A 24774-nucleotide genomic window follows, 5' to 3' on the forward strand; every position below is an offset into this window, starting at 1 on the left:
TTACTGAACGGCTTTACGCGGCGCCGTTGGGTCTGCCGGTGGGGTGAACGAACGCAGGTCGATGGTTGGCGCGTTGTCGCCGCCCAGTCGGTGGTCGAGTATCAGCAACTTCGCATTGCCCAGGCCCTCGGTGAGGCGGGCCAGGTATTGCTCGAGCAGAAACGCCTGCCCTGCCTTGGCGTAAGCCTGGCGCTCGGCACTGAAACGCAGGTCTGCACCTTGTGCGGTGGCCAGCACTTCCCGGGCTCCGGCGCTGGCCTGATCGCGGGCAACGCTGGCGTTGAGCTGAGCCTGGTTGGCCTTGTCACTGGCGGCACCGCGCTCGCGCGCAATCAACGCCTGAGCACCGATCTGCGCAGCCTGCACGGCGTGATAGGCGTTGGCGGCACCGGCCGGCGGGTGGATCGCTTCGACCACGGTGGCGAGCAGCTCGACACCGCTGTCCAGGCGCTGCAAGTCAGCCTGCACAGCCTTGCCGATATCGTCGGCCAGGCCGCTGCGTTGCTCGCCGAGCAGCTCATCAAGGGTACGTGAGGCAAAATCGTGCACCAGCACGCGGCTGGCGGTGCTGCGGATCAGCGCGGGAATGTCGGCGCTGTTGTAGGTCGAGGCCATGGCTGCCGAATCCGTCAGACCGATGCGATAGACGAAGCGCACGTCCATGTTGACGATCTGAAAGCTCTGCTTGTCGCCTGCGCTGCTGGCGATCACTTGAGATTTTTCGTTGATGTGGCTGGCGTCCCACAGGCGGTTGGCGCTGTTGGGCGGCGGTCCTTCGGCAGGGTCCAGGCTCTGCTCGGCGGCGTCGGCAGCAGACACACTGGTCGCCAGCTCATGCACTACACCGTTTTCCACCGCCAGAACCCGGCCGAACGGCCAAGGCAATCCTGCATGCAAGCCTGGCCCGAACACCTCGACCGGTTTGCCGAAACGCTCGTAGATGCCGCGCCCCTGCATCGGCACTTCGTGCACGCCGCTCAACGCCCAGCCCAGCGCCGCAACGACTGCCAGCACCGGCAAAAAGGCGCGACGCATGTAGGTGAAGGCCCAGATCTGACGCAGGTCGATGCCAAAACGATTGTGCAGTTCGTGCTGCAAGGCCAGCAGCGGACGTGGCGGCCAGCGCAGCAGGTCGGCGACGAAGCTGCTCGCCAGCAGGCGCGGCTCGACAAGCGCAGTGCGCGGGCTGAACACCGACAGGCCCGCACGCAACACAAACTCCAGCGCAACGCCCAGCGGCAGCAGGCCGATCAATACTGCCAGCCGTGCAGGCCAGACTCTGTCCGCACTGGAGAAGAACAGGCACAGCGCGCCGATCAGCAGAACGATGAGGGTCATGCGCACCAGTTGCGCGAGCGGGCCGGCTTCTGGCGACTGGCCTTCTGGCTCGCTGCTCAGTTGCCGCTCGATAACCAGCAGGCCGAACGCCAACAGCAGCATGATGCCACCGACCAGACTGCCCGGCGCCGAAAGGTCAGTGCCGAGCAGGGTCAGGTTCCAGAAGGCGCGGATGATGATCAGCGCCAGCAATGCCCACCCGCCAAGCCACAGGGTCGAGCTGCCGATGTAACTGACCATCGACTGACCTGCGTCGCTTAACCGGGCGAGCAGACGCTCGTACCAGCCGGTTTCATCAGGCGTTGCTGCGGTTTCAGGAGACTCTCCGCGGGCAGGTGCGCCCCATGCGCGGGCCCGCCAAAGCGCCACGTGCCGTGCCGACTGCAAGCCTGCGCTGAGCAACAGCAAGGCCGCCGCCGCATTACCCAGCACTGCCATCCACAATGAGCCTGGCGAAAACAGATCAATGGACAGCGCCAGCAGCAGCGCGAACGCCGCCAACCCGCCGGTCACATACATCAGTCGCCCGAGACGCCGAACCTGCTGCACTGCCATCTGAAAACGCGGCAGACCTTCGAGGTCTGCGTGCTCACCCAAATCAACCCGCATCACTACCCCGGAACCCGCTGAATATTGCCCTGTAGAGAGCCCCATATCGGCTTCTATCAATGCCGCCGCATCATAGCGTTACGATATAACACGCAGAGTGAAACTTTCGTCAGGTTTCGCATTGGTCCAGCGTAGGGGGTGCAGCGCAGATTTGCGACGTGGAGCGCCGCGAAATGTCCGTCCACTCAAGCATTTGGCGGCAGAATCGTCTGCGCATTGAGACCTGTCGCACAAACACTGTTACGTAGTACCGGTCACATTATGTTTCACTAGCGCCTCGGCCCGCGCCGCTGCAAAGGGCGCTGAGCGTTGTAGTTATCCACAGACACGGATGCTCTTGCGTTGATTTCTATCTACCAGCTCAAACCGCGCTTTCAAAATCTGTTGCGCCCGCTCGTTCAGCGCCTGTACGAGCGCGGCATAACAGCCAATCAAGTCACGCTCGCGGCGTGCGCCATCTCAGTGCTGATCGGTGCCGTCGTGGCCATGGCGATCCCGCATTACTGGGTGTTTGCACTGATCCCTGCGTGGATGATCGTGCGCATGGCGCTCAATGCCATCGACGGCATGCTGGCCCGCGAGTTCGGCCAGAAGTCCCGGCTTGGCGCGTACCTCAACGAACTGACCGATGTCATCGCCGACAGCGCGCTGTTTCTGCCTTTTGCGCTGCTTGTCGATGTCAGCCCGGGCCTGGTGCTGCTGGTGACCCTGCTGGCGATTTTCAGCGAATACGCAGGCGTGCTCGGCCCGATGGACGGTGCATCACGACGCTACGACGGCCCGATGGGCAAAAGCGACCGCGCACTGGTCTTCGGCGTGCTCGGCGCAGGCGTCGCCATTGGCTGGCTGCCCGCCCTGTGGATAAACGTGATTCTGCTCCTCGTCTGTGCGCTGCTGGTGTACACCCTGTTCAACCGCGTGCGGCGCGGCCTGAGTGAAGCACCCTCCTCCCAGCAATAATCAAAACATCGTACTGGCATAAGGAAGTCGCAATGCGTGATGTGAATGATCAGCGCTTCACCACCCACGATGGCGTGGAGCTGTTCTACCGCCACTGGCCTGTTGCACACCCGACGCCCGGTGCGCCACGGCAAGCGGTGTTGCTGTTTCATCGCGGCCACGAGCATTCCGGGCGAATTGCGCATCTGGTTGATGAACTGGACCTGCCAGGCTTTGATTTTTTCGCCTGGGATGCCCGCGGTCACGGCCAGTCGCCCGGGGCCCGTGGTGACAGCCCGAGCTTTGCGACCAGCGTTCGCGACGTGCAGACCTTCGTCGATCACCTGCGCGTCACGTTTGATATTGCCGAAGAGAACATGGCGGTGATCGCGCAAAGCGTAGGCGCCGTCATTGCAGCGACATGGGCGCACGACTACGCACCGAAGATCCGCGCACTGGTCCTCGCCTCCCCCGCCTTCAAGGTCAAGCTGTACGTACCTTTCGCCCGCACGGGGCTGGCGCTGCTGCGCAGGTTCAAGGGCAATTTCTTCGTCAACAGCTACGTCAAGGCGCGCTTCCTGAGCCACGATCCGCAACGTATCGCGTCCTACGACAGCGACCCGCTGATCACCAAGGCCATTTCAGTGAATGTACTGCTGGGCCTGTATGAAGCCGCCGACCGTGTGGTTGCCGATGCCCAGGCGATCCAGATCCCGACCCAATTGCTGATTTCCGGCTCGGATTTCGTCGTGCATCGCGCGCCGCAGGAGCGTTTTTTCGAACAACTGGGCAGCTTGCGCAAGGAGAAACACATCCTGCCAGGGTTCTTCCACGACACGTTGGGCGAGCGCGACCGTCACTTGGCGCTGAGCCGCGCGCGGCGCTTTGTTTTGCAGAGTTTTGAAACGCCGATGCACCGCCCGTCGTTGCTGGACGCTGACCGGCTGGGCGCAACCTGTGCGGAGTCCGAAGAGCTGGCCGCGCCGTTGCCGCACAATTCGTTGCGCGACCTGTACTGGCGCATGACCCACGCCAGCATGCGCCTTGGCAGCAAGTTATCCACAGGGGTGAAACTGGGTTTCGACACTGGTTTCGATTCTGGCAGCACGCTTGATTACGTCTATCGCAACCGACCCGCCGGCAAAGGCGCGCTGGGTCGCATGATCGACAAGAACTACCTGCAATCGATCGGCTGGCGTGGCATTCGCCAACGCAAGCTGCATGCCGAAGAACTGCTGCGCCTGGCCATGGCGCATTTGCGCAATCAGGGCAAACCGGTACGCATCGTGGACATCGCCGCCGGGCACGGGCGCTACATTCTGGAGTCGTTGCGGGGCGTAGAGCCGCTGCCGGAATCCATTCTGCTGCGCGACTACAGCGACATCAATGTGCGCGACGGCAGCCTGCTGATAGAGCAGAAAGATCTGGAAGACATCGCGCGCTTCGTCAAGGGCGATGCCTTTGACCGCAACGACCTGGCGACGCTGGACCCCAAACCGACGCTGGCGGTGGTGTCGGGGCTGTACGAGTTGTTTTCCAGCAACCAGATGGTCGGCGATTCGCTGGCCGGGCTGGCGGCAGCCGTCGAACCGGGCGGTTATCTGGTGTACACCGGGCAGCCGTGGCACCCGCAACTGGAGCTGATCGCCCGCGCCCTGACCAGCCATCGCGAAGGCCAGGCCTGGGTAATGCGCCGTCGCAGTCAGTCAGAGATGGACCAACTGGTGGAAGCCGCAGGCTTTCGCAAGATCACCCAGCGTGTGGATGAATGGGGGATTTTCACTGTGTCCCTCGCGCAGCGCATCCAGTGAGTGCGGTACGCGAGCGCGGCCTGTGGAAAAGAGCGGTCGTCTGGCTGGTGTTACTCGCGCCGTTCTTTTTCGCCAGTTACGGCTTTGCCACCTGGTATACGGCGCAGCGCACCGACGTCGGCAGCCTGGTGTTCGACTGGGAAGCACACATGCCGTTCTGGGCCTGGACCATCTTGCCTTATTGGTCCATCGACCTGCTTTACGGTTTTTCCCTGCTGGCCTGCCTGACCCGTCGGCAACTGGACACGCATGCCTTGCGCCTGTTCAGCGCGCAACTCATCGCCGTTACCTGCTTTTTGCTCTGGCCGCTGCGCTTTACCTTCGAGCGTCCGGAACTGGACGGCATCTTCGGCTGGCTGTTCGCGGTGCTGGCAGGCTTCGACAAGCCGTTCAATCAGGCACCGTCCCTGCACATCGCCCTGCTGGTGGTGCTGTGGGTGTGTTACGACCGCTACGCTCGGCACTTTCATGTCGCGTGGCGCTGGCTGCTGCACAGCTGGTTTGCCCTGATCGGCCTGTCGGTATTAACCACTTGGCAGCACCACTTCGTTGACTTGCCCACAGGCGCACTGGCCGGCTGGTTCTGTGTCTGGCTGTGGCCGGATGAGGGCCGTAGCCCATTGCTGGCGGCGCGCCTGACGCGACATCCCAAACGGCTCAGGCTGGCGCTTTACTACAGCATGGGCGCTGCTTTGCTGGCGATCCCTGCATTTGCGCTCGCTGGTGGCGGGTTGTGGTTGGCGTGGCCGGCACTCTCGTTGCTGCTGGTGGCGCTCAATTACCTGCTGTTCGATGCAGCCGGTTTTCAGAAACGTGCCGACGGGCGATTGTCCGCTGCCGCTTACTGGTTGCTTGGCCCATACGTACTCGGCGCGTGGATAAACTCGCGGCTGTGGACAAAAAAGCGGCCCGATCCGGATCAGGTTGTGGATAACGTATGGCTGGGTCGATTGCCCAGTGAACAACAGATGCAGCCGTTTCAGGCGATTGTGGATATGTGCGCCGAGCTGCCAATCAATCCGGGCACGCGAAGTTATCAACAGGTCGCTGCAATCGACCTGATCCCGCCCGATATAGACAATTGCCTGCGCGCGGCAAAAGCCATCGAAAACCTGCGCCAGCATGGGCCTTTGCTGGTCTGCTGCGCACTGGGTTACTCGCGCAGTGCTACGGCAGTAGCGGCGTGGCTGCTTTATTCAGGCAGGGCAACGTCGGTGGATAACGCGGCGGCGCTGATCAGGGCAGCAAGGCCTGGCGTGGTTCTGCGTGAAGGACATCTTCAGGTTCTGGCGGATGTGCTGCGTAACCGCGATGTCATTCACACAAGCACTCTGCCTATTGGCGCGCGATAGTTTATCCACAGGACGGACGGCTTATGTCACCAGAAATGCACCTCTTGGTCACCGCCAGCCTGCTGCGTCGGGGTAAATCGCTGGACTATCTGTCCACAGGGCTGTTGCTGTTGAGCCTTGCGGCAGGGCTCGCACAGTTGTGGATAACGCCACTCAGCACTTTGTTGGCGGTGTGGATCGTGGTCATGGTGCTGACCGGGCTGCTGGCAAAATCCAAGGCATTCCGGGTCGCTTTCGACGCAGACCTGTTTCAGATCATGGCCAGTCAGCCCAGCCAACTGGCTGATCGCACTCTGGAACTTGACCAGACCCTCAGCGAGCTGGGTTTGCAGCCTGTGGATAAAGGCGGTCGCGACTGGACGCTGCGCAGGCAGGGCGCGCTGCGGCAACTGCGCGTGCAGGTCGGGTACATCGCGCTTCAGCTGTTCTGGCTGGTCGGTTTCATCTTTCTCTTTCCCTGGCTGTCCTTTGCCCTATAGGAATTTTCATGTTCGAACCTCTGGTCGCCACGATCATCACCGCAGGCGCGCGCAGCATCACCGGTGCACGCAGCTTATGGCTGGGTTGCACGCCTGAGCTGCGGCAACGGATCTACTTTGCCAATCACAGCAGCCACGGCGACTTCGTGCTGCTCTGGGCCTCGCTGCCTCCTGCGCTGCGCAAGACCGCCAGGCCGGTTGCCGGCGCCGATTACTGGCAGACCAGCCCGTTGCGGCGCTACATCATCAACCGCGTGTTCAACGGTGTGCTGGTGGATCGCAAGCGCAGCACGCCGGAAAGCAACCCGCTGCAACCGATGCTCGAAGCACTGGAAAACGGCGACTCGCTGATTTTTTTCCCTGAGGGCACGCGCAACCCGGAAGACGGCTTACTGCCCTTCAAAAGCGGGCTTTATCACTTGGCGCAGAGTTATCCACAGGTCGACCTAGTGCCCGTGTGGATTGCCAACCTCAACCGGGTCATGCCCAAAGGCCGCATGTTGCCGTTGCCCCTGCTATGCACCACCAGTTTCGGCGCGCCTCTGCGTCTGGACAGCGAAGAAAGCAAAGAGCAATTCCTCACCCGCAGCCGTGACGCGCTGCTGGCCCTGGCACCGGAGCCGCTGTAATGGATAACCAGACTCAACTGTTGTTCATGGGCATCGGCATCGTTCTGCTGCTCGCCTCGCTGATCGGCTATGTGCTCAAGCGCAGGGCTGGCGGACCCAACTCGGTTATCGACAACCTCAACGCGCGCATCAATGCCTGGTGGGTGATGGTGCTGGTGATCGGCTTCGCCTTCTGGCTGGGTCAGGGCGCGGTCATCCTGCTGTTCTACGCTGTTTCGTTCTACGCCCTGCGCGAGTTCCTGACCCTGACGCCGACCCGGCGCAGCGATTACCCGGCCTTGGTGGCGGCGTTTTACCTGGCGCTGCCGTTGCAGTACGTGCTGATTGCGATTAACTGGTACGGGCTGTTCTCGATCTTCATTCCGGTCTATGTGTTCCTGCTGCTGCCGATTCTGGCCTCGCTGGGCGGCGACAGTAAGCACTTCCTGGAGCGCGCCTCGAAAGTGCAGTGGGGCTTGATGATCGCGGTGTTCTGCGTCTCCTACGTGCCCGCCCTGCTGACCCTGGAGATCGCCGGCTACGAGGGCCGCAACCTGTTGCTGATCGCCTGGCTGGTGATCGTGGTGCAGATCTCCGATGTGCTGCAATACGTGTGCGGCAAGTTGTTCGGCAAACGCAAGATCGCGCCCAACCTGTCGCCATCGAAGACCGTCGAAGGCTTTCTGGGCGGCATCGCCCTCGCCTCGTTGATTGGCGGCGCGCTGTGGTGGATAACCCCGTTCAATGCCTGGCAGGGCGTCCTGATCGCACTGCTGATCAACCTGCTGGGGTTTGCAGGGGGCATTGTCATGTCCGCCATCAAGCGTGACCGCGGCGTGAAAGACTGGGGCCACATGATCGAAGGCCACGGCGGCATGCTTGATCGGCTGGACTCGGTCTGTTTTGCCGCGCCGATTTTCTTCCATCTGGTGCGTTACTGGTGGACCTGAGGGCGCCTGCGATCTGCAAAATCGGTCGCCTGTAGGGGGGCCGACAGGCATTTGCCACGAATACGCGCCAGCAAAATGATTGCTGAATATTGCGTGGCAAATGCAGCGCTCGACGGCCAGGCACGCTACTGCCCTGATGACTTTCGCGCACCCGACTCCCTCGCAGGCCTTGTGCCAAGCGGCCACGAGCGTGATCGGACAGCTGTAATACGTTTGAAAAAACGTCCGTTTTCAAGGCCTGACGCCGAATTCATTGCGCATGATTCGTGTTTTTTTTTGGCCGATTTCCGAACGGGATCTCGTCTTTGTTATCTGTTGTGGGTAGTTTGCGTTCGGCAAGGAGTCGTTGGCGCGCCATTTTTTGTGCAGGACGCACAGAATTACTCAGAGGCTTCACCCTTATGAATCGCAGAAATCTCCTGAAAGCGTCCATGGCGTTGGCCGCTTACGGCAGCGTATCGGCCTCAGGTCTTTATGCTGCGCGAGCACTGGCCGCAGCAGCCGATGGCGAGATCGAACACTTCGATTTTGCAGAGCTGCAAGCCCATGCCAAGAAGCTCGCAGGCAAAGGCTATGTGAGCAACAAGCAAGTGCTGCCACCCGTCCTGGCGAACATGACGCCGCTGCAATTCAATGCCATTCGCTACGACCCCAATCATTCGCTGTGGAAAGACGTCAACGGTCAGCTCGATGTGCACTTCTTCCACGTCGGCATGGGTTTCAAGACGCCGGTACGCATGTACAGCGTCGACCCGCAGAACAAGCAGGCGCGGGAAGTGCATTTCCGCCATGACCTGTTCAATTACGAAAGCAGCGGCATCGACAAGAACCTGGTCAAAGGCGACCTGGGCTTTGCCGGCTTCAAGTTGTTCAAGGCGCCCGAAATCGCCATCAACGACGTCGTTTCGTTCCTCGGTGCCAGTTATTTCCGGGCCGTGGACAGCAACAAGCAATATGGCCTGTCGGCCCGCGGCCTGGCTATCGACAGTTATGCCAAGCGTCAGGAAGAATTCCCCGATTTCACCAAGTTCTGGTTTGAAACACCGGACAAGAATGCCACGCGCTTTGTGGTGTACGCGCTGCTCGACTCGCCCAGCGCCACCGGCGCTTACCGTTTCGACATCGACTGCCAGGCCGGTCAGGTGGTCATGGAAATCGATGCGCACATCAATGCGCGTACCGATATCCAGCAACTGGGTATTTCGCCGATGACCAGCATGTTCAGTTGCGGCACCCACGAACGGCGCATGTGCGACACCATCCACCCGCAAATTCACGACTCCGATCGCCTGTCGATGTGGCGCGGTAACGGCGAGTGGATCTGCCGCCCGTTGAACAACCCGGCCAAACCGCAATTCAGCGCGTTCGCCGACAAAGACCCGAAAGGCTTCGGTCTGGTGCAAAGCGATCACGAATTCTCCAGCTATCAGGACACCGTGGTCTGGTACAGCCGTCGTCCAAGCCTGTGGGTCGAACCGATCACAGCGTGGGGTGAAGGCGAAGTCAGCCTGCTGGAATTGCCGACCACCGGCGAGACGATGGACAACATCGTGGTGTTCTGGACACCGAAGACGCCGGTCAAGGCCGGGGATTCGTTGAATTACGGCTACAAGCTGTTCTGGAGCCCGCTGCCGCCGGTGAGCACGCCGCTGGCTCAGGTCCACGCCACACGTTCCGGCATGGGCGGTTTCCTCGAAGGCTGGGCACCGGGCGAGCATTACCCGAAAACCTGGGCACGCCGCTTTGCGGTGGACTTCAACGGCGGCGGTCTGGATCGCTTGCCGGAAGGCACGGGCATCGAGCCTATCGTCACCGTTTCTCATGGCAAGGTGCAGGACTTCAACATCCTCGTGCTGCCGGACATCAAGGGTTATCGCATCACCTTTGACTGGGTGCCGGACAGCGACTCGGTCGATCCGGTGGAAATGCGCATGTTCATCCGTACCGGCGACCGGACGCTGAGCGAGACCTGGATGTACCAGTACTTCCCGCCAGCACTGGACAAGCGCAAGTACCCGTAAGGCGGGGGTTCCTCCTGAGAGGCCCGGAGAACGGGCTTCTGCCCGCAGGGCAAGGAGCGGACTTGTCCGCGAAGGGCTGCGAAGCGGCCCTAAAACAGGCCGCCTCGGTTGTATCTGCTGCACCGCGGCGGTAGGTTTTACTGCCGGTTCCCGGCAGTTCGCGGACAAGTCCGCTCCCACAAAAGCGAAGCGCCGCCCGGCCCGCTGCCGCGCAAAGCGTTTCTGCCCGCAGGGCGTAGGAGCGGACTTGTCCGCGAAGGGCTGCGAAGCGGCCCCAAAACAGGCCGCATCGGTTGTATCTGGTGCATCGAGGCGGCTGGTTTTGCTACCGGTTCCCGGCAGATCGTGGACAAGCGAAACGTCGCCCGGTCCGCTTCTAGAAAAGCCGAGTGCTCTACCGGATATCCACTAATCCTGACTAATTAATTGTAAGCGATCCACCAACCACACCTACCATCAGATGCGGCTTCCGTTTATCTTGGCATTTCCGGTGAGCAGTTCCACGGCAGCAACGCCTCATAGTCGGCCACCGACTGCGCAAGTGGCAACCTCTCCAGTACGTGGCGCAGCCACGTATAGGGCTCCTGGCCGTTGACCTTGGCGGTCTCGACCAAGCTATAGATCTGTGCACTGGCGGTGGCGCCTTTAGGCGTGTCGCTGAACAGCCAGGCTTTGCGCCCAATAACAAACGGCTTTATTGCGCGCTCTGCCGGGTTGTTGTCGATCGGTAAAAAGCCGGCTTCCACGTAACGCTTCAGCCGACTCCAGTTATTCGCCAGATAACCAACTGCCTTGCCCAGCACGCTTTGCGGCGTCACGTGGGACTGAGTTTTATCCAGCCAGCTTTTCAACTGAGCCAAGATTGGCAGGCTTTTCTCCTGCCGACCGGTAAAGCGCTGTTCGTCGCTGCCGTCTTTCAATTCGCGCTCGATACCGTACAGCTTATTGATCATCGTCAGCGCGATATCGGCACGCCCGGTCTTGCCCTTAGGTTGCACTTTTTGTGCTTCGACAAATTTGCGCCGCGCATGGGCCATACACGCCAAGCGCTCCACGCCCGGTTGTAACGCCAGCGCGTTATAGCCCGCGTAATCATCAGTCATCACATAGCCGCGATAACTTTCCAGCAGCCGTAACGGTACGTCCTGCGCGCGGCTGGAAGTGTAGTCGAACAATACGACTTTATGATCTGGAGGCCCGCTGGCCTGTACCCACATCCAGGATTGGCTGGTCGGGTCTCGATCTGGTTCTTTCAGTACCTGAACGCGGGTTTCGTCACAGTGGATGACCGGGCTTTCCAGCAATCGATCACGCATCAGATTTAACAGCGGCTGCAAATGTTCGCCGCACTGGATAATCCAGCGGGCCAACGTTTGACGCGGGATTTCTATGCCATGTCGGCTTAGCACCGTTTCAAAACGATGCAGCGGCAAGCCGTCGACATACTTGGTGGTCAGCAGCATGGCCAACACGCTGGGGCTGGCCATGCTCTTTTCAATCAACTGCGCAGGCTTGCCGGCTGTGACCGGTGCCGACTCACAGCCACGACAGCCGTAGACTTTGCGGATGTGTTTGATCACCCGAATCTGCATCGGCACGATATCCAGTTGCTCGCTGGTTTCCTCGCTGACGACATGCTTGCGGCAACCGCAGGCACAGGTCAGTTCGTGTTCGGGCAGCTCGTGGATGACTTCAATGCGCGGCAGATCAGCCGACAGTGGCTTGCGCTTGCCACGGCGTGGCGCAGGAGCAACTACTTCCTCATCAGCATCGCCGACCGGGAGCATAGGCTCGCTTTCAGGTTCATTGAACAAGGCAAGTTGAGGGGTATTAGGCTCGACGGTTTGTTCGGACTTTCGACCAAAAATACGGTCACGCAGCAGCTTGATCTGCTCTTTGAGATCAACGATGTGAGTGGCGTAGGCGTCTTTAACTTCCTGTTCGCGCGAGCGTGCTTCGTAGCTCTCAAGCAGCATCTGTTTGAGCAATACGGGATCGTCAGGAAGGTTGTCGGGCAATGGTCGCATGCCCTGGATTATACCCGTCAGGCAACAAACCTTGGAGTCAAAATCTTATGAGGACGGTTGCGCCACAGATCAAATCCATCCAGCAGCCAATTCAATTCCTGAACCGTCAGCACAATGGCTTCGTCGACATCATCTGGCGAGATTTTGAAACGCTCGGACTCGAGACGCTTGAGCCAAAGGCAGAAGCCGTTACGCTCCCAATACAAAATCTTCACTCGATTCCGGGATTTGTTGAGAAAGACAAAGAGCACCGGATCAAAGACCGCCACTTTAATATCCAACTCGACCAAAGCAGCTAAGCCATCGATGGATTTTCTGAAATCCACGGGTTTGGGATAGAGGTAGACTTTCTCGACTTTGGCGTCGGGTCGCATCATGGTGCTGGCTCCTGAAAGAAAACGGGAGCACAGCATCAGGCGTCAGCCAGTGGCTTGAAATGTGGGGTTCGTGGATCGGATACAATTAATTGACAGTTCCCCGATCTGCGACTGATATACGTCTTGTCACGCCGTTGCGAGCATTCGCTCCAGACTTCGCTTCACCTCCCAGGCTCATTCGTATCGACGCGTTTATCCACAGCGTCGGGCGGTAGCTTTGTCCGCGTAATTTCCCTGATGCATATCAGAAGGCAGCCAGCATGGCGTTCAATCCTGCGAGCAGTGCCGACGCCAGGTCGTCGATGATTTCCTTTGATACATCCACTGCAGTGACATGGGTCGCTATCAGCCTGATGCTGGTCGAGACGTTTTCAGGTGCCCTGCGCTTCTATTTCGATCAGGCCGGCATCAGCCCCCTGCTCTATCTGCCCAAAGCCGCCTGCATCCTGTTGTTCATCCTCGAACTGCGCACGTTCAAGGCCGGGCGGCTGTTCTGGGCGTTCATGATTCTATGGCTGATCTCAGGCCTGCTGGCGATGCTCCATCGCGCCAGTATCCACAACCTGGCGTTCAGTCTGTTTGCCTTGAGCCCGCTGCTGTTCGGGCTGGTCTGCGGCAAGCACCTGCTGCATCGCCGCACGCTGTTGCAATGGGCGATCGGTTTTTGCCTGCTGGCCTCGCTGCTGGGCGTGGCTCTGGACACATCAACGTCAGTGCCGTGGAAAGGCTACAGCTACACCCTCGGTGAAACCGAGCTGAGCGCCAACACCACATGGAGCGACGACCAGGTGGACCGCATTGCCGGGTTTGCCAGGGTGTCCAACGTGCTGTCGATCATGATCGCCTTCTACGCGCTGTACCTGCTCATGTTCCTGCGCTCGCGTCTGCTGAGGGTATTGCTGAGCGTGGTGGCGCTTTACGCTATCGTGCTGACCACCAGTAAAGCGCCGGCCGCAGCATTTGCCCTGACCATCGGCCTGTTGCTGATCCAGCGAATGAGCTGGACCTGCAGGACGCTCTGCGTGCTGGTGGTGTGCATCGGTTTGCTGCTGCCGACGCTGGGTCTGATCTTGAGTCCTGATGCCCACACCGTGAGCAGCGGCGGCTCGCTGGCCTCGCTTTACGACCGGCTGATCAACACCTGGCCCACGCTGATCGACGCCATGAGCCGTGAAGGCTGGATGATCAGCGGGGCAGGCTTCGGCATGGTCGGCAGCACGATGGCCATCTTCCCGGTACAAGGTAGCGGCGTATTTTTAGGCATGGACAGCTCCGCCCTGTACCTGTGGGCGATGCTGGGCGTGGTCGGACTGCTCTTGTATGGGCTGCAGATTCCGCTGCTTTTCAGACTGCTCGATGACCCGACCCGCGTCGGCCGCATGCTGCTGGCCATCAGTTTTTGCTGGTGCCTGATCAGTTGGACCACCGACATGTTCGAGGTTGCGGTCGCCAACCTGTTTGTCGGTCTGGCGATTGGCTATGCCATTGCCCGCAGTAAAGCAGTCGCCTCACAAGGCCACTCTCCCGCGCTGCAGTTGATCACGCATGCGGAGCCACGCTGAGATGGCCGCCCTGAACGCATTTTCGTGCCGCACCATAGCGTGCCTGGCACTGCTCGCTTGCCTGAGCAGTGCTCCGGCTGTTCATGCCGAACCTGCTTTCATCGTGGGCGTCGGTACGCACCTGATGAATTACAACCGCCCCTTGCACAAACCGCTGATGCTCACTGCCGAGGCCGGTTTCAACTCGGTCAGGGACGATATTTTCTGGTCCACCGCAGAGTTTGCTCCCTATCACCTGCGGATCACCCCGCAATGGCGCAATTACCTGCGAACCGCCCAGGACCGCAACTTGAGCCGGGTGGCGATCCTCGGTTACAGCACGTACTTCCACGACAACGCCAAGCCCCGTACACAGAAGGTGATGAAACCCTTTCTGAATTACGTCGATTACGTCACGCGGCAGTTGGGCAATCGGGTGAGTTTTTACGAAATCTGGAATGAGTGGGACCTCGAAGCCCCCAAGGACCGTCAACTTGCCCTGGACTACGTCAGGCTGGTACAGAAAACCGCGCCGGTGATTCGCAAGAACACGCGCAATGCCATCGGTCCACAGGCGAAGATTCTGGCCGGTGCAGTGACGCCTGGCGGCATGGATTCAGGTTTCGCTGACCCGTTGATCGAAAGCGGCGCGCTGGATCTGGTCGATGGTCTTTCCGTACACCCTTATGCCCATTGTGCCGCCAACGATGGCAACACCCCGGAAGCCTGGGTGCGCTGGCTAGCCGGTTACGAGCAGCATATTCGCCAAAAGGCGGGCCGCGCCGTGCCGATCTATCTGACCGAAACAGGCTGGCCAAGCCATCAGGGTGCGTGTGGCAAGAGCGAAACCACTCAGGCGCTGTACATGGCGCGTCTCTACTTTCTGGCCCGCACGGTGCCCAATGTCAAAGGCATGTGGTGGTACGACCTTTATAACGACGGGCCGGACCGCCGCGATCAGGAGCACAACTTCGGCTTGCTCAATGAAGACCTGTCGCCCAAGCCCGCCTACACCATGATGAAGGCGATAGCGCCGGTGGTTCGCGACTTCACCTATGACGTTCAGGCCAGCACGCTGACGCAGGACCTCTATCAGCTGTATTTCGACAAGGGCGACGAGCGCGTGCTGGTGGCGTGGGCCATCGGCAAACCGCGAGACATTCAGGTGACCAGCAAACACCCCATGAGCGGCCCTGTACGGCTGATCAATACCACTAACGCCGAGCGCGGCCAGGTCAACAGCGATCAGTTGTGGGCGTGTCATGACGATCACTGTTCAGCCTCGATCAGCCTGAGCGATTTCCCCAGGATCATTCGGCTGAGCCGTGAGCTGCCAGCCGCCGAATCTGCTTTTCCACCGCCCGCTTAACCAATGGATGACTTTCTCAAATGGACTTCAGAAAAGACATCAATGGCCTGCGCGCCATTGCGGTTATCGCCGTGCTGCTGTTTCACTTTCACCCTGCCTGGCTGCCTGGCGGTTTTGCCGGGGTGGATGTGTTTTTTGTGATCTCGGGGTATCTGATTACCGGAATCATCATGCGCGGCCTGAGAAACGGCAGCTTCAGGTTGACGGCGTTCTATGCGTCACGGGCCAGGCGCATCGTCCCGGCACTGGCGGCGGTATGCCTGGCCTTGTTGCTGGCGGGCTGGTTTTACCTGCTGCCACTGGACTACAGCGCGCTGGGGACGCACGTGGCCAGCAGCCTGGGGTTTGTTTCGAACATTGTGTATTGGCGCGAGGCCGGCTACTTCACCGCCAGCGCCCATGAGAAATGGCTGTTGCACACCTGGTCACTGTCAGTCGAATGGCAGTTTTACCTGCTGTACCCGATCGCACTGCTGATGCTCAGCCACTTCGTCGCGCTGCACAACCTGCGCTGGTGGGTGCTGGGCGGGTGCCTGACGGGTTTCATTTTTTGCGTATTTGCGTCGTCGCAATGGCCGGAGGCGGCGTTTTACCTGTTGCCGACCCGCGCCTGGGAATTGTTGTCAGGCGGCGTGGCGTGCCTGTTTCCGTTTCAACTGAGAGCCCTACAGCAGCGCGTTCTGGAACAGGTCGGGCTGGCAATGATCGTGGTCGGTTTCTTCGCGCTGTCAGTGCAGGACACATGGCCGGGATACCTGGTACTGCTGCCGGTGCTGGGGACTTTCGCGGTGATCGCGGCAGCACGCAACGACTCGCTGCTGACCTGCAACCCGCTGTCGCAATGGACCGGCAAGCTGTCGTACTCGCTGTATCTCTGGCACTGGCCGGTGGTGGTGTGGATGAGTTACGCCGGCTGGCTGGGCGAGCTGCGCAACGTGTCACTCGGCATCGGCGTGGCCTTGATGCTGGCGCTGGCGTCGTGGCGGCTGATCGAGCAGCCCTTCGGCACACGCCAACCTGCGAGGCCCTGGAGATTTGCCCCGCTCGGCACACTGATTGTTCTGGTATTCACGGGCGGCGCGCTGGTCAGTGCGACTCAGGGAGTGATATCGCCGGTGCGCCCGATCAGTCTTTCGGACAAGGCGCATTTCATCCAGGAATACGTTGACCGCCAGCACAACCTTTACGAACCTTACTGGCTGAAGTGTGACGCGTTTTCAGCCCAGACCCAGCGCGGTCAAACCGACATCGACGAGGCGTGCACGCGCAAACAGGGCACGGGGGGCGTGTTTCTGTGGGGCGACTCCCACGCGCAGGCGCTGTCGCTCGGGCTGCGCACTTTGCTGGCGCGCACTACGCCGTTCTATCAAGTAGCGTCGGCCAGTTGCCTGCCCAGCCTCAGCGACCATGACGGACGCGCGTCGGCGACCAGCCGGGCTTGTGATTATTCCAACCGCACCGCGCTGCAAGGCATCGAGAGGCTGCACCCGGATATCGTGGTCATCGCGCAAAAGGATAGCCACGACAAGACCGACTGGAACCGTATCGCAGCCCGGCTCAAGCGCCTGGGCGTGAAACACATTGTGTTGATCGGCCCGCTGCCGTCGTGGAATCCATCGCTGCCCAGCGTCATCGCCAACCGTCACTGGGGGCTGACCGAGTCATACATCAGCGATCCGGCGCTGGACCAGAACGTCATGGCGGTGGATCAGGCCACCCGCGAGCTGGCGGCGTCGGCGGGCATTCAGTTCGTTTCGCTGATCGACAAACTGTGCATCGCCGACGCCTGCCGGGTGCGTCCGGAAAACAGCACCTCACTGCTGCAGATCGACTCCGGGCACCTGAGCGCAGAGGGTTCGCTGTACGTCGTGCGCAATTACGTACTGCCACGGTTGGTGAACGAGTAGACGCGAAGACGGTGCTTCAGACGTCTTACTTTCGGTGTTTTCGCCCGGTCCACTCCCACCAAAGCGCGTGGATACCTGAGCGTCACCCGGTCCGCATGGCCTTCGGCCAGAATCAGAGGCGAACGAATGCGCGCACCGGAATCAATGAAGCTCTTTAAGCCGCTCGGCGAACTTGACCAGATCAGCCAGCGAGTCGGCTTCCATCTTGCGCATGACCGAGCCGCGTCGAACCTTGACGGTGATTTCACTCACGTTCAGTTGCGCGGCAATCTGCTTGTTGAGCAAGCCGCTGACGACCAGCGCCATCACCTGCTGCTCGCCCTGATTGAGGCTGGCGTGGCGGCGCTGCAAGCGGGCTTCGATCGCTGCGCTCTGGCGACGGCTGCGATCCTGCGCCAGCCCTTGCTGGATGGCATCCAGCAGGTCCTGCTCGCGAAAGGGTTTGGTCAGAAACTCAATCGCGCCCGCCTTCATCGCCCGCACCGACATGGGAATGTCGCCATGCCCGGTGATGAAAATGACCGGCAGAAAAATCCCGGATTTGGCCATATGCTCCTGAAAGTCCAGGCCGCTCATGCCCGGCATGCGGATGTCCAGAATCAGGCAGCCCGGCACATCAGGGCGTGAAGCCTCCAGGAACGCTTTGGTCGAGCCGAACAACAGGCTGCGCAGGCCCACCGACGCCAACAGGTCTTCCAGCGAAGAACGCACCGACAGGTCGTCGTCGATCACATAGATGATCGGCTCTTCGGCCTGCGGGGCAGCAGCGAGTGTGTTCATCAGGTTTCCATCTTTCCGGTGGGCAGCGTGAAGTGAAACGTAGCACCGATCGATGGGTTGGGCGTGACCCAGATGCGTCCGCCGTGGGCCTCAATGATCGATCGGCTGATCGCCAGACCAATCCCCATCCCCTCTTGCTTGGTGGTATAGAAGGCATCGAACAGCCGGTCGGTGTTGTCCGCCTGCACGCCGATGCCATTGTCGCGCACTGCGAAACCGATATCGCCGCCCTCGCGCCAATCGACCCGAATCTCCAGCTGCGCCTGATCCGTCTCGACCTTGCTCATTGCATCCACACCGTTGAGCATCAGATTGAGCAGCACTTGCTGGATCTGCACCCGGTCGGCCAACAGCGGCGGCAAACCCTCCGGGACCTCGACCGTCAGTGCGACGCCCTGCGCGTCTATTTCGCTGTGCGCCAGCGCCACGATCTCGGCCACCGTGTCGGCCACGCTGATCCACTCCTTGTAGGTCGACGAACGTTTGGCCAGCGCACGCACGCGCACGATGATATCGCCAGCACGATTGGCATCACCGATCATGCGCTCGACTGCCTGCCGGGCCTTTTCCAGGTTGACCGGTTCGGCGGCCAGCCAGCGCTGACAGGCGTTGCCGCTGATGACAATGGCCGACAGCGGCTGATTGACCTCGTGGGCAATGGACGCAGCAAGCTCGCCCAACTGATTGACCCGGGCGATCTGTGCCAGCTGCGAACGCGCCTCATGAACCGTACGGATGGCCCGAGCCAGGCGCAGCGCCAGCCAGGTGGTCATGGCGATGGCCACCAGGCTGATGAAACAATTGACCAGCCCGGACGCCTCGCTGCCTCTGGAGGTGGTCAGCTCGTAACTGACCACCGTCAGCACCATGCACACCAGCGCAATGACAAGCACGCCCCTGACCGGCAGGAGCATGACGGCCAGCAAGACCACCGCGATCTGGAACACGCCCACGGCGATCTCCAGATCGGTCAGGGTGTCGGCAACCGCGATAAACAGCGCCAGCAACAGCAACGCGACCCACCTGACTGCCATCGCAGCCTTGCTACAGGATTCCGGCTCGTGCATCTGCACCCTCTCGCTCTTCAAAACGCCCGCTGAGTATGTCGTACAAACCTCAGGACGGGTTATCCAGGCTGAACTGATCGGCCAGCTCATCGTACGCGAACAACTCGGCGTAGCGCCCCCATTGGGTAACAGCATTCAGGGTCTGCATGGCGTCGCTTTCGGACATGAAATCTTCCAGCTGATCACGAAAACGCCGCGCCGGTGCCGTGTGCGTAGGGCGATCATCCAGCACCCGCCGAATATGCGCGACCAGCGGCACGAAGCTCAGCAGATGCTGGGCAAACAGCTGCTTGCGCTCGTCCACATCCGCCAGTGCGTAGCGATTTGCAGCCGGCAGCAAACGTATGTCGCCCCCCTTCAGCTCGGCAAAACGCAGCAGTTGCAGGACTTCGGCAATCGGGAACAGCTCGTCGGCGTTGTAATGCAGTGCGCTGGCCAGTTCCGGCAGGTCGGCCTTGAGGCTGTAAGGCGGCGCATGGATCGCTTCGATCAGACCGGCCAGCGCATTGGTGGACACCTGCGGCAAGACCATGCCCAGACCGGTGCCCGGAAACACGCCCTGACGAATCTCGCCGGCATCGTTGTCCTGGGTCATCAGCACGTAGATTTCTTCCACCAATGCCCGGAAAATCGGGTCCTGACGATTGCGCGGCTGTGGCAGATCGACCTTGATCTCGCTGATCACCCGCCCCGGATTGGAGGAGAACAGCAGGATGCGATCGCACATCAGCACGGCCTCGGCAATGTTGTGCGTGACCATCAGGATCGACTTGATGGGCATGCGCCCTTCGCTCCACATGTCCAGCAGGTCAGTGCGCAGGGTTTCGGCGGTCAGCACATCGAGCGCAGAAAAAGGCTCGTCCATCAGCAACACGTCAGGGTCGATCACCAGCGCCCGCGCCATGCCCACGCGCTGGCGCATGCCGCCGGACAGCTCTTTGGGGTAAGCGCTTTCAAAGCCGTCCAGGCCAATCAGGTCGATGGCCGCCAGCGCGCGCTTGCGACGCACGGCAGCAGGCACACGCTGCGCCTCAAGCCCGACTTCAACGTTTTCCAGCACGGTCAGCCACGGGAACAAGGCGAAGCTCTGGAACACCATGCCTACCGACATCGCCCGCCCCTGCACACGACGAGGGAAATTCACCTCGCCCTCGGTCGGCACCACCAACCCGGCGATGGAACGCAACAGGGTGGACTTGCCCGAGCCTGAGCGGCCCAGAAGACCGACGATTTCGTTCTCGTTGAGTTGCAGTGTCACGTCTTCCAGCACCAAGCGCTCTTTGCTGCCTTTGCCGTATACGTGTCGGACCTTCTGAACATCTACCAGGCAACGCGTTTCGACAGCCATCATCATGGCGCCCTCCCTAAAACAAAATCACACAAAATCACACCAGACTCAGACGTCGCTCGGCAAACCCGTACAGCGGGCGCCACAGCAACCGGTTGAACGCGATCACAAAAATCGACATGACGACAATGCCCAGCGCGACGCGTGGAAAATCACCCGCCTGAGTCGCGTTGGCGATGTAGGAACCCAGCCCGGCCGCCTGCAGATGCTGATCGCCCCACGACACGGCTTCCGCGACGATGCTAGCGTTCCATGAACCGCCCGACGCCGTCAGCGCGCCGGTGACGTAGTAAGGAAACACGCCCGGCAGCGCCACACGACGCCACCATTGCCAACCGCGCATGTTGAACATGCTGGCCGCTTCGCGCAGGTCAGTCGGCAGTGCGCTGGCCCCGGCGATCACGTTGAACAGGATGTACCACTGGGTGCCGAGCACCATCAGTGGCGACAGCCAGATGTCCGGGTTGAGGTGCAGGCCGACGATGGCGATCACCGCGAAGGGGAACAGCACGTTGGCCGGAAACGCTGCCATGAACTGCGCAATCGGCTGCAACCGCTCAGCCCAGACCGGGCGCAGGCCGATCCACACACCGATGGGCACCCAGATCACGCTGGCAATGGCGATCAGCACGATTACCCGCAGCATGGTCGCCAGCCCCAGACCAAACGCGCCGACCATGTCGCTCAAGCCCAATGACGCCTCGATGAAACGGAACAGGTAGACACTGGCGGTCAGGCAACCCGCCATGACCAGCGCGAGCCACAGGTAGTCGATAACACGCACGACACCGGGCGTGGGCTTCACTTTCCACAGCCGGGAAACACCGCGCCCGTTGATCAGCATCAGGCCTTTCCACGGTGCCGCCAGCAGCGCGCTCAGCATGGGTGCCACACGCGAGCGGCCCAGCAGGCTGTACATCCAGGAGCGGGGACGCTTGGACGATGCGGTTTGCTCGAAGCGGAATTTGTCCGCCCACGCCACTATCGGGCGAAACAGAAACTGGTCGTAGGCCAGAATCACCAGCGCCATTGCGCCGACGGCCCAGGCAATCGCGGCAAGGTTTTTCTGCTCGATGGCCAGCGCCAGCCAGGAACCGATGCCGGGCAGGTTGACGGTGGTGTCGCCGACCGAAATCGCCTCGCAGGCCACCACAAAAAACCAGCCGCCGGACATCGACATCATCATGTTCCACACCAGCCCCGGAATGGCGAACGGCAGTTCCAGCCGGGTAAAGCGCAACACAGGGGACAGGCCGAACTGGCGGCTGACTTCACTCAGGTCGCTGGGCACGGTGCGCAGTGACTGATAAAAGCTGAACGCCAGGTTCCACGCCTGACTGGTGAAGATGGCAAAGATGGCGGCGCACTCGACGCCCAATTGCCGGCCAGGAAACAGGCCCATGAAGAACGTCACCGTGAAGGTCAGAAAACCCAGCACCGGAACCGACTGAAGAATATCCAGCGCAGGAATGATGACGTGCTCGGCCTTGCGGCTCTTGGCCGCCAGCGTGGCCACGACAAAGGTAAAGATCAACGACGCCGCCAGCGCAATGAACATGCGCAGCGTGGTGCGCAATGCGTACTCGGGCAACCGTGCAGGGTCGAGGCTCATCGGGCTTGAAGTAAGCACTTCAATCGGCTGCAGCATCTGACCTGCGCCAAACAGCACCAGCGCGACAAACAGCGCAAGTAAGGCCAGACAAAGACCATCGGCCCAATACGTATTACGCGCACCGGGTTTTACAAAACGGGGCGCACGCAGGCTTTTACCGAGTTCAAATATAGAATGCATTGCTCACCTCGAATCGGCTGCACAGGCGCAGGCCAGTCGGCTTTACGAGCAGACGGGCTTTCAGCGATTACAGATAAAGGGCATTAATGGCTGCCGGATGATGAGGTAAAGCTTATAGGGATTTAAACAATAGATATAACCTGCAAAAGTAGGTCGTGCTTATCTGTCAGTATGGGTTATATATACCAACGTATAGTGCTATGACTAACGTGCTAATAATGTGCTCAACAATAACCTCACTATCGTGCGACGCTCTGCGTCCGGTCTTGAGTATGCGGCGCGGCGCAGAGGTGTGACGCAGAGCGTCACGCAAGGCATTGCGACGCTGGAGCGTGCGCAACGATAACCTCACTATCGTGCGACGCTCTGCGTCGCATGGCGTTCGGGACGCTCTGCGTCCGGTCTTGAATGAGCGGCGCAGAGGTGTGACGCACGGCATCCGACGCTGGAGCGTGCGCAACGACAGGCGTCTCAACGCCCCCTCATCACACCCGGAAGTGGCTGACCATCATCTGCAACTGGCCACCCAGGCGTGCCAGTTCGACGCTGGATGCTGCGGTTTCTTCGCTGGCTTCGGCGGTCTGTTCGGACACGTCGCGAACGTTGACGATGCTGCGGCTGATTTCGTCGGCGACCGAGCTTTGTTGTTCGGCAGCCGCTGCAATCTGCTGGTTCATGGCCTGGATGTTCGACACCGTACGGGTAATGCTTTCCAGTGACGTACCCGCCTTGCGCGTCAACTCGACGCTGCTGTCAGTCAGCGTGCGGCTGCCCAGCATGATGCCCGACACCTGACGAGTGCCGTTTTGCAAGGCAGCGACCAGGCCTTCGATTTCTTCGGTGGACTGCTGAGTGCGCTGGGCAAGACCGCGCACTTCATCGGCAACCACCGCAAAACCACGACCCGCCTCACCCGCACGCGCGGCCTCGATGGCCGCATTGAGCGCGAGCAAGTTGGTCTGTTCGGCAACCGCCTTGATCACGTCCATGACCTTGCCGATCTTGTCGCTGTCCTGCTCCAGCACATTCATCGCATCAGACGAACGGACGACTTCGGCAGCCAGTCGTTCGATCTGCTGGATGGCTTCGCCCACCACCTTGTCGCCCTCACGCGCCTGCTTGTCGGCATCCGATGCGGCAACGGATGCTTGCTCAGCGTTGCGCGCAACTTCGTGAACAGTGGCGGACATCTCGTGCATGGCAGTGGCGACCTGATCGGTCTCGACCTTCTGGCTGTTGACGCCAGCGCTGGTCTGCTCGGTGACCGCCGACAATTGCTCGGCAGCGCTGGCAATCTGCGTCACGCCGTCGCGAATCCCGGAAATCAGGTCGCGCAGGGTTGCGCCCATGCGCTGGATGCCCTGTTGCAACACGCCCAGTTCGTCGCGTCGGGTGATGGCCGCCGAATGGGTCAGGTCGCCGGACGCAATGCGCTCGACAATGGCCAGCGTATCGCGCAGCGGACGGGTGATCTGACGGGTAATGATGACGGCCGCCAGAATGCCGAACAGCATCACCAGCACAACGCAGCCCAACTGCAAGTTTCGCGCTTTGGCGGTATCTGCCTTGGCGAGTTGCATCTGGATGCCATACAGCTCTTCGCCCAGTTTGACGATGGCCGCACCTTGCGTGGTCAGGTCTTTACGAACTGCGCCAGCGGTCTGGGTCGTCACCTTGAACGCATCGATCGAGGCACGGTAGTTACGCAGAGCGGTTTCCAGTTGCGTAATCCGCTCGCGATTGCCCGCATCAAAAGCGGATTTCAGTTTGTCCAGATGGCTGATGGCAGTATCGAGCAGTTGGAAGACAGCCTTCTCGGTCTTTTCATCCGGCTTGGCGGTGTAACCACGCACTTCATTGCCCACCAACAGCAGGTCCTGCCTGGCGGTGTTTACCAACAAGGCCTGGTCGAAACGCGCCGGCTCCGAAGGGTCCATCTGCATCACGGCATTGTTCAGCGATTCAATGGTTTGAGAAGCAGCGCCAGCATGGGTGGCTATCTCGCCACGCACTTTGGCACCGGACTGATACGCCGCGCGCATGCGGTTCAGCGATGCTTCGTAATCGCGGGTGATATCCGACAACTCACCCAGAGGCTTCAGGTTAAGCGGGTTGGTGAACTGTGTCAGCAGCGATTGCTGGTGCGTGCGGAAGACGTCCAGTTTGCTCTGCATGTTCTGCGCGGCGGTCTCGTCGCCTTCGGTGAGCATGTACTGCAGACGCGCAACCCGCAGGTTGGTCAGGTTGTTGCTGAGTTCAGTGATGTTGCCGATTCTGTCGGTGCGATAGATGAGTTTGTCGAGGCTGGTCCAGCCGACGAAGGCGAGAATGGCAGTGAAAAAAAGAACTGTCCCAAAGCCCAATGCCAACTTCATGTTGACGCTGATATTCGCGAAGCCGCTGTTCATAAAATCTCCTGATTATGCTTTTTTAAGTGCACTGAAAGAGCTGAAGACTTG

Annotated in this window: 18 protein-coding genes; 10 read left to right on the forward strand and 8 right to left on the reverse strand. The window is 60.3% G+C overall.

All coding sequences use genetic code 11. The annotated features are described in order from the left end of the window. A complete protein-coding gene (hflK, locus tag PSPTO_RS28665) occupies window positions 1-1947 on the reverse strand; it encodes a protease modulator HflK (protein WP_011105548.1) in 1947 nt (648 codons plus the stop codon). A gap of 342 nt (window positions 1948-2289) precedes the next feature. Between hflK and PSPTO_RS28670 the strand changes: the two genes are divergently transcribed. From PSPTO_RS28670 to PSPTO_RS28700, 7 genes are all read left to right on the forward strand, one after another. Further along, window positions 2290-2907, forward strand: a complete 618-nt coding sequence (locus tag PSPTO_RS28670) for a CDP-alcohol phosphatidyltransferase family protein (protein WP_011105549.1) — start codon at window positions 2290-2292, stop codon at window positions 2905-2907. 32 nt (window positions 2908-2939) lie between these two features. After that, window positions 2940-4697, forward strand: a complete 1758-nt coding sequence (locus tag PSPTO_RS28675; RefSeq protein ID WP_011105550.1) for a bifunctional alpha/beta hydrolase/class I SAM-dependent methyltransferase — start codon at window positions 2940-2942, stop codon at window positions 4695-4697. Further along, complete coding sequence (locus tag PSPTO_RS28680) at window positions 4694-6049, forward strand: phosphatase PAP2/dual specificity phosphatase family protein (protein WP_011105551.1); 1356 nt, start codon at window positions 4694-4696, stop codon at window positions 6047-6049. Before PSPTO_RS28675 ends, PSPTO_RS28680 begins: the two co-directional genes overlap by 4 nt. 23 nt (window positions 6050-6072) lie before the next feature. Beyond that, entirely contained in the window at window positions 6073-6528 is a 456-nt protein-coding gene (locus PSPTO_RS28685) for a hypothetical protein (protein WP_011105552.1), read from the forward strand. 8 nt (window positions 6529-6536) lie between these two features. After that, window positions 6537-7157, forward strand: a complete 621-nt coding sequence (locus tag PSPTO_RS28690; RefSeq protein ID WP_011105553.1) for a lysophospholipid acyltransferase family protein — start codon at window positions 6537-6539, stop codon at window positions 7155-7157. Further along, window positions 7157-8086, forward strand: a complete 930-nt coding sequence (locus PSPTO_RS28695) for a phosphatidate cytidylyltransferase (RefSeq protein ID WP_011105554.1) — start codon at window positions 7157-7159, stop codon at window positions 8084-8086. Before PSPTO_RS28690 ends, PSPTO_RS28695 begins: the two co-directional genes overlap by 1 nt. A 401-nt stretch (window positions 8087-8487) precedes the next feature. Then, the gene (locus PSPTO_RS28700) at window positions 8488-10107 is read left to right on the forward strand and encodes a glucan biosynthesis protein D (RefSeq protein WP_005768286.1); all 1620 of its coding nucleotides are present in this window, start codon (window positions 8488-8490) and stop codon (window positions 10105-10107) included. A gap of 473 nt (window positions 10108-10580) precedes the next feature. Here the strand turns inward: PSPTO_RS28700 and PSPTO_RS28705 are convergent, their stop codons facing one another. Together PSPTO_RS28705 and tnpB are read right to left on the reverse strand one after the other, a co-directional pair. After that, complete coding sequence (locus tag PSPTO_RS28705; RefSeq protein ID WP_003409202.1) at window positions 10581-12134, reverse strand: IS66-like element ISPsy5 family transposase; 1554 nt, start codon at window positions 12132-12134, stop codon at window positions 10581-10583. 17 nt (window positions 12135-12151) lie between these two features. After that, on the reverse strand, window positions 12152-12511 hold the full coding sequence (gene tnpB / locus PSPTO_RS28710) for an IS66 family insertion sequence element accessory protein TnpB (RefSeq protein WP_003409203.1): 360 nt from the start codon (window positions 12509-12511) through the stop codon (window positions 12152-12154). Between the two features lie 260 nt (window positions 12512-12771). On the opposite strand from tnpB, the gene PSPTO_RS28715 reads away from it, so the two are divergent. The 3 genes from PSPTO_RS28715 to PSPTO_RS28725 are packed head-to-tail and all read left to right on the forward strand — an operon-like array spanning window position 12772 to window position 17328. Beyond that, a complete protein-coding gene (locus tag PSPTO_RS28715; RefSeq protein ID WP_011105555.1) occupies window positions 12772-14073 on the forward strand; it encodes a membrane protein in 1302 nt (433 codons plus the stop codon). A gap of 1 nt (window position 14074) precedes the next feature. Beyond that, entirely contained in the window at window positions 14075-15421 is a 1347-nt protein-coding gene (locus PSPTO_RS28720) for a hypothetical protein (RefSeq protein WP_011105556.1), read from the forward strand. 20 nt (window positions 15422-15441) lie between these two features. Beyond that, on the forward strand, window positions 15442-17328 hold the full coding sequence (locus PSPTO_RS28725; RefSeq protein WP_011105557.1) for an acyltransferase family protein: 1887 nt from the start codon (window positions 15442-15444) through the stop codon (window positions 17326-17328). 141 nt (window positions 17329-17469) lie between these two features. Here PSPTO_RS28725 and PSPTO_RS28730 read toward each other — a convergent pair whose 3' ends face one another. The 5 genes from PSPTO_RS28730 to PSPTO_RS28755 form a co-directional block, all read right to left on the reverse strand. Beyond that, on the reverse strand, window positions 17470-18108 hold the full coding sequence (locus PSPTO_RS28730) for a response regulator transcription factor (protein WP_011105558.1): 639 nt from the start codon (window positions 18106-18108) through the stop codon (window positions 17470-17472). After that, window positions 18108-19175 (reverse strand): sensor histidine kinase, encoded by a 1068-nt coding sequence (locus tag PSPTO_RS28735; protein WP_011105559.1) that lies wholly within the window; start codon window positions 19173-19175, stop codon window positions 18108-18110. Before PSPTO_RS28735 ends, PSPTO_RS28730 begins: the two co-directional genes overlap by 1 nt. A 49-nt stretch (window positions 19176-19224) precedes the next feature. Then, a complete protein-coding gene (locus PSPTO_RS28740) occupies window positions 19225-20529 on the reverse strand; it encodes an ABC transporter ATP-binding protein (RefSeq protein ID WP_005739694.1) in 1305 nt (434 codons plus the stop codon). A gap of 31 nt (window positions 20530-20560) precedes the next feature. Continuing rightward, on the reverse strand, window positions 20561-22315 hold the full coding sequence (locus PSPTO_RS28745; protein ID WP_011105560.1) for an ABC transporter permease: 1755 nt from the start codon (window positions 22313-22315) through the stop codon (window positions 20561-20563). Between the two features lie 485 nt (window positions 22316-22800). Then, window positions 22801-24723 (reverse strand): HAMP domain-containing methyl-accepting chemotaxis protein, encoded by a 1923-nt coding sequence (locus PSPTO_RS28755; RefSeq protein ID WP_007244964.1) that lies wholly within the window; start codon window positions 24721-24723, stop codon window positions 22801-22803. Window positions 24724-24774: the final 51 nt, after the last annotated feature.

It is taken from the genome of Pseudomonas syringae pv. tomato str. DC3000, assembly GCF_000007805.1.
Classification (GTDB): Bacteria; Pseudomonadota; Gammaproteobacteria; order Pseudomonadales; family Pseudomonadaceae; genus Aquipseudomonas; species Aquipseudomonas avellanae.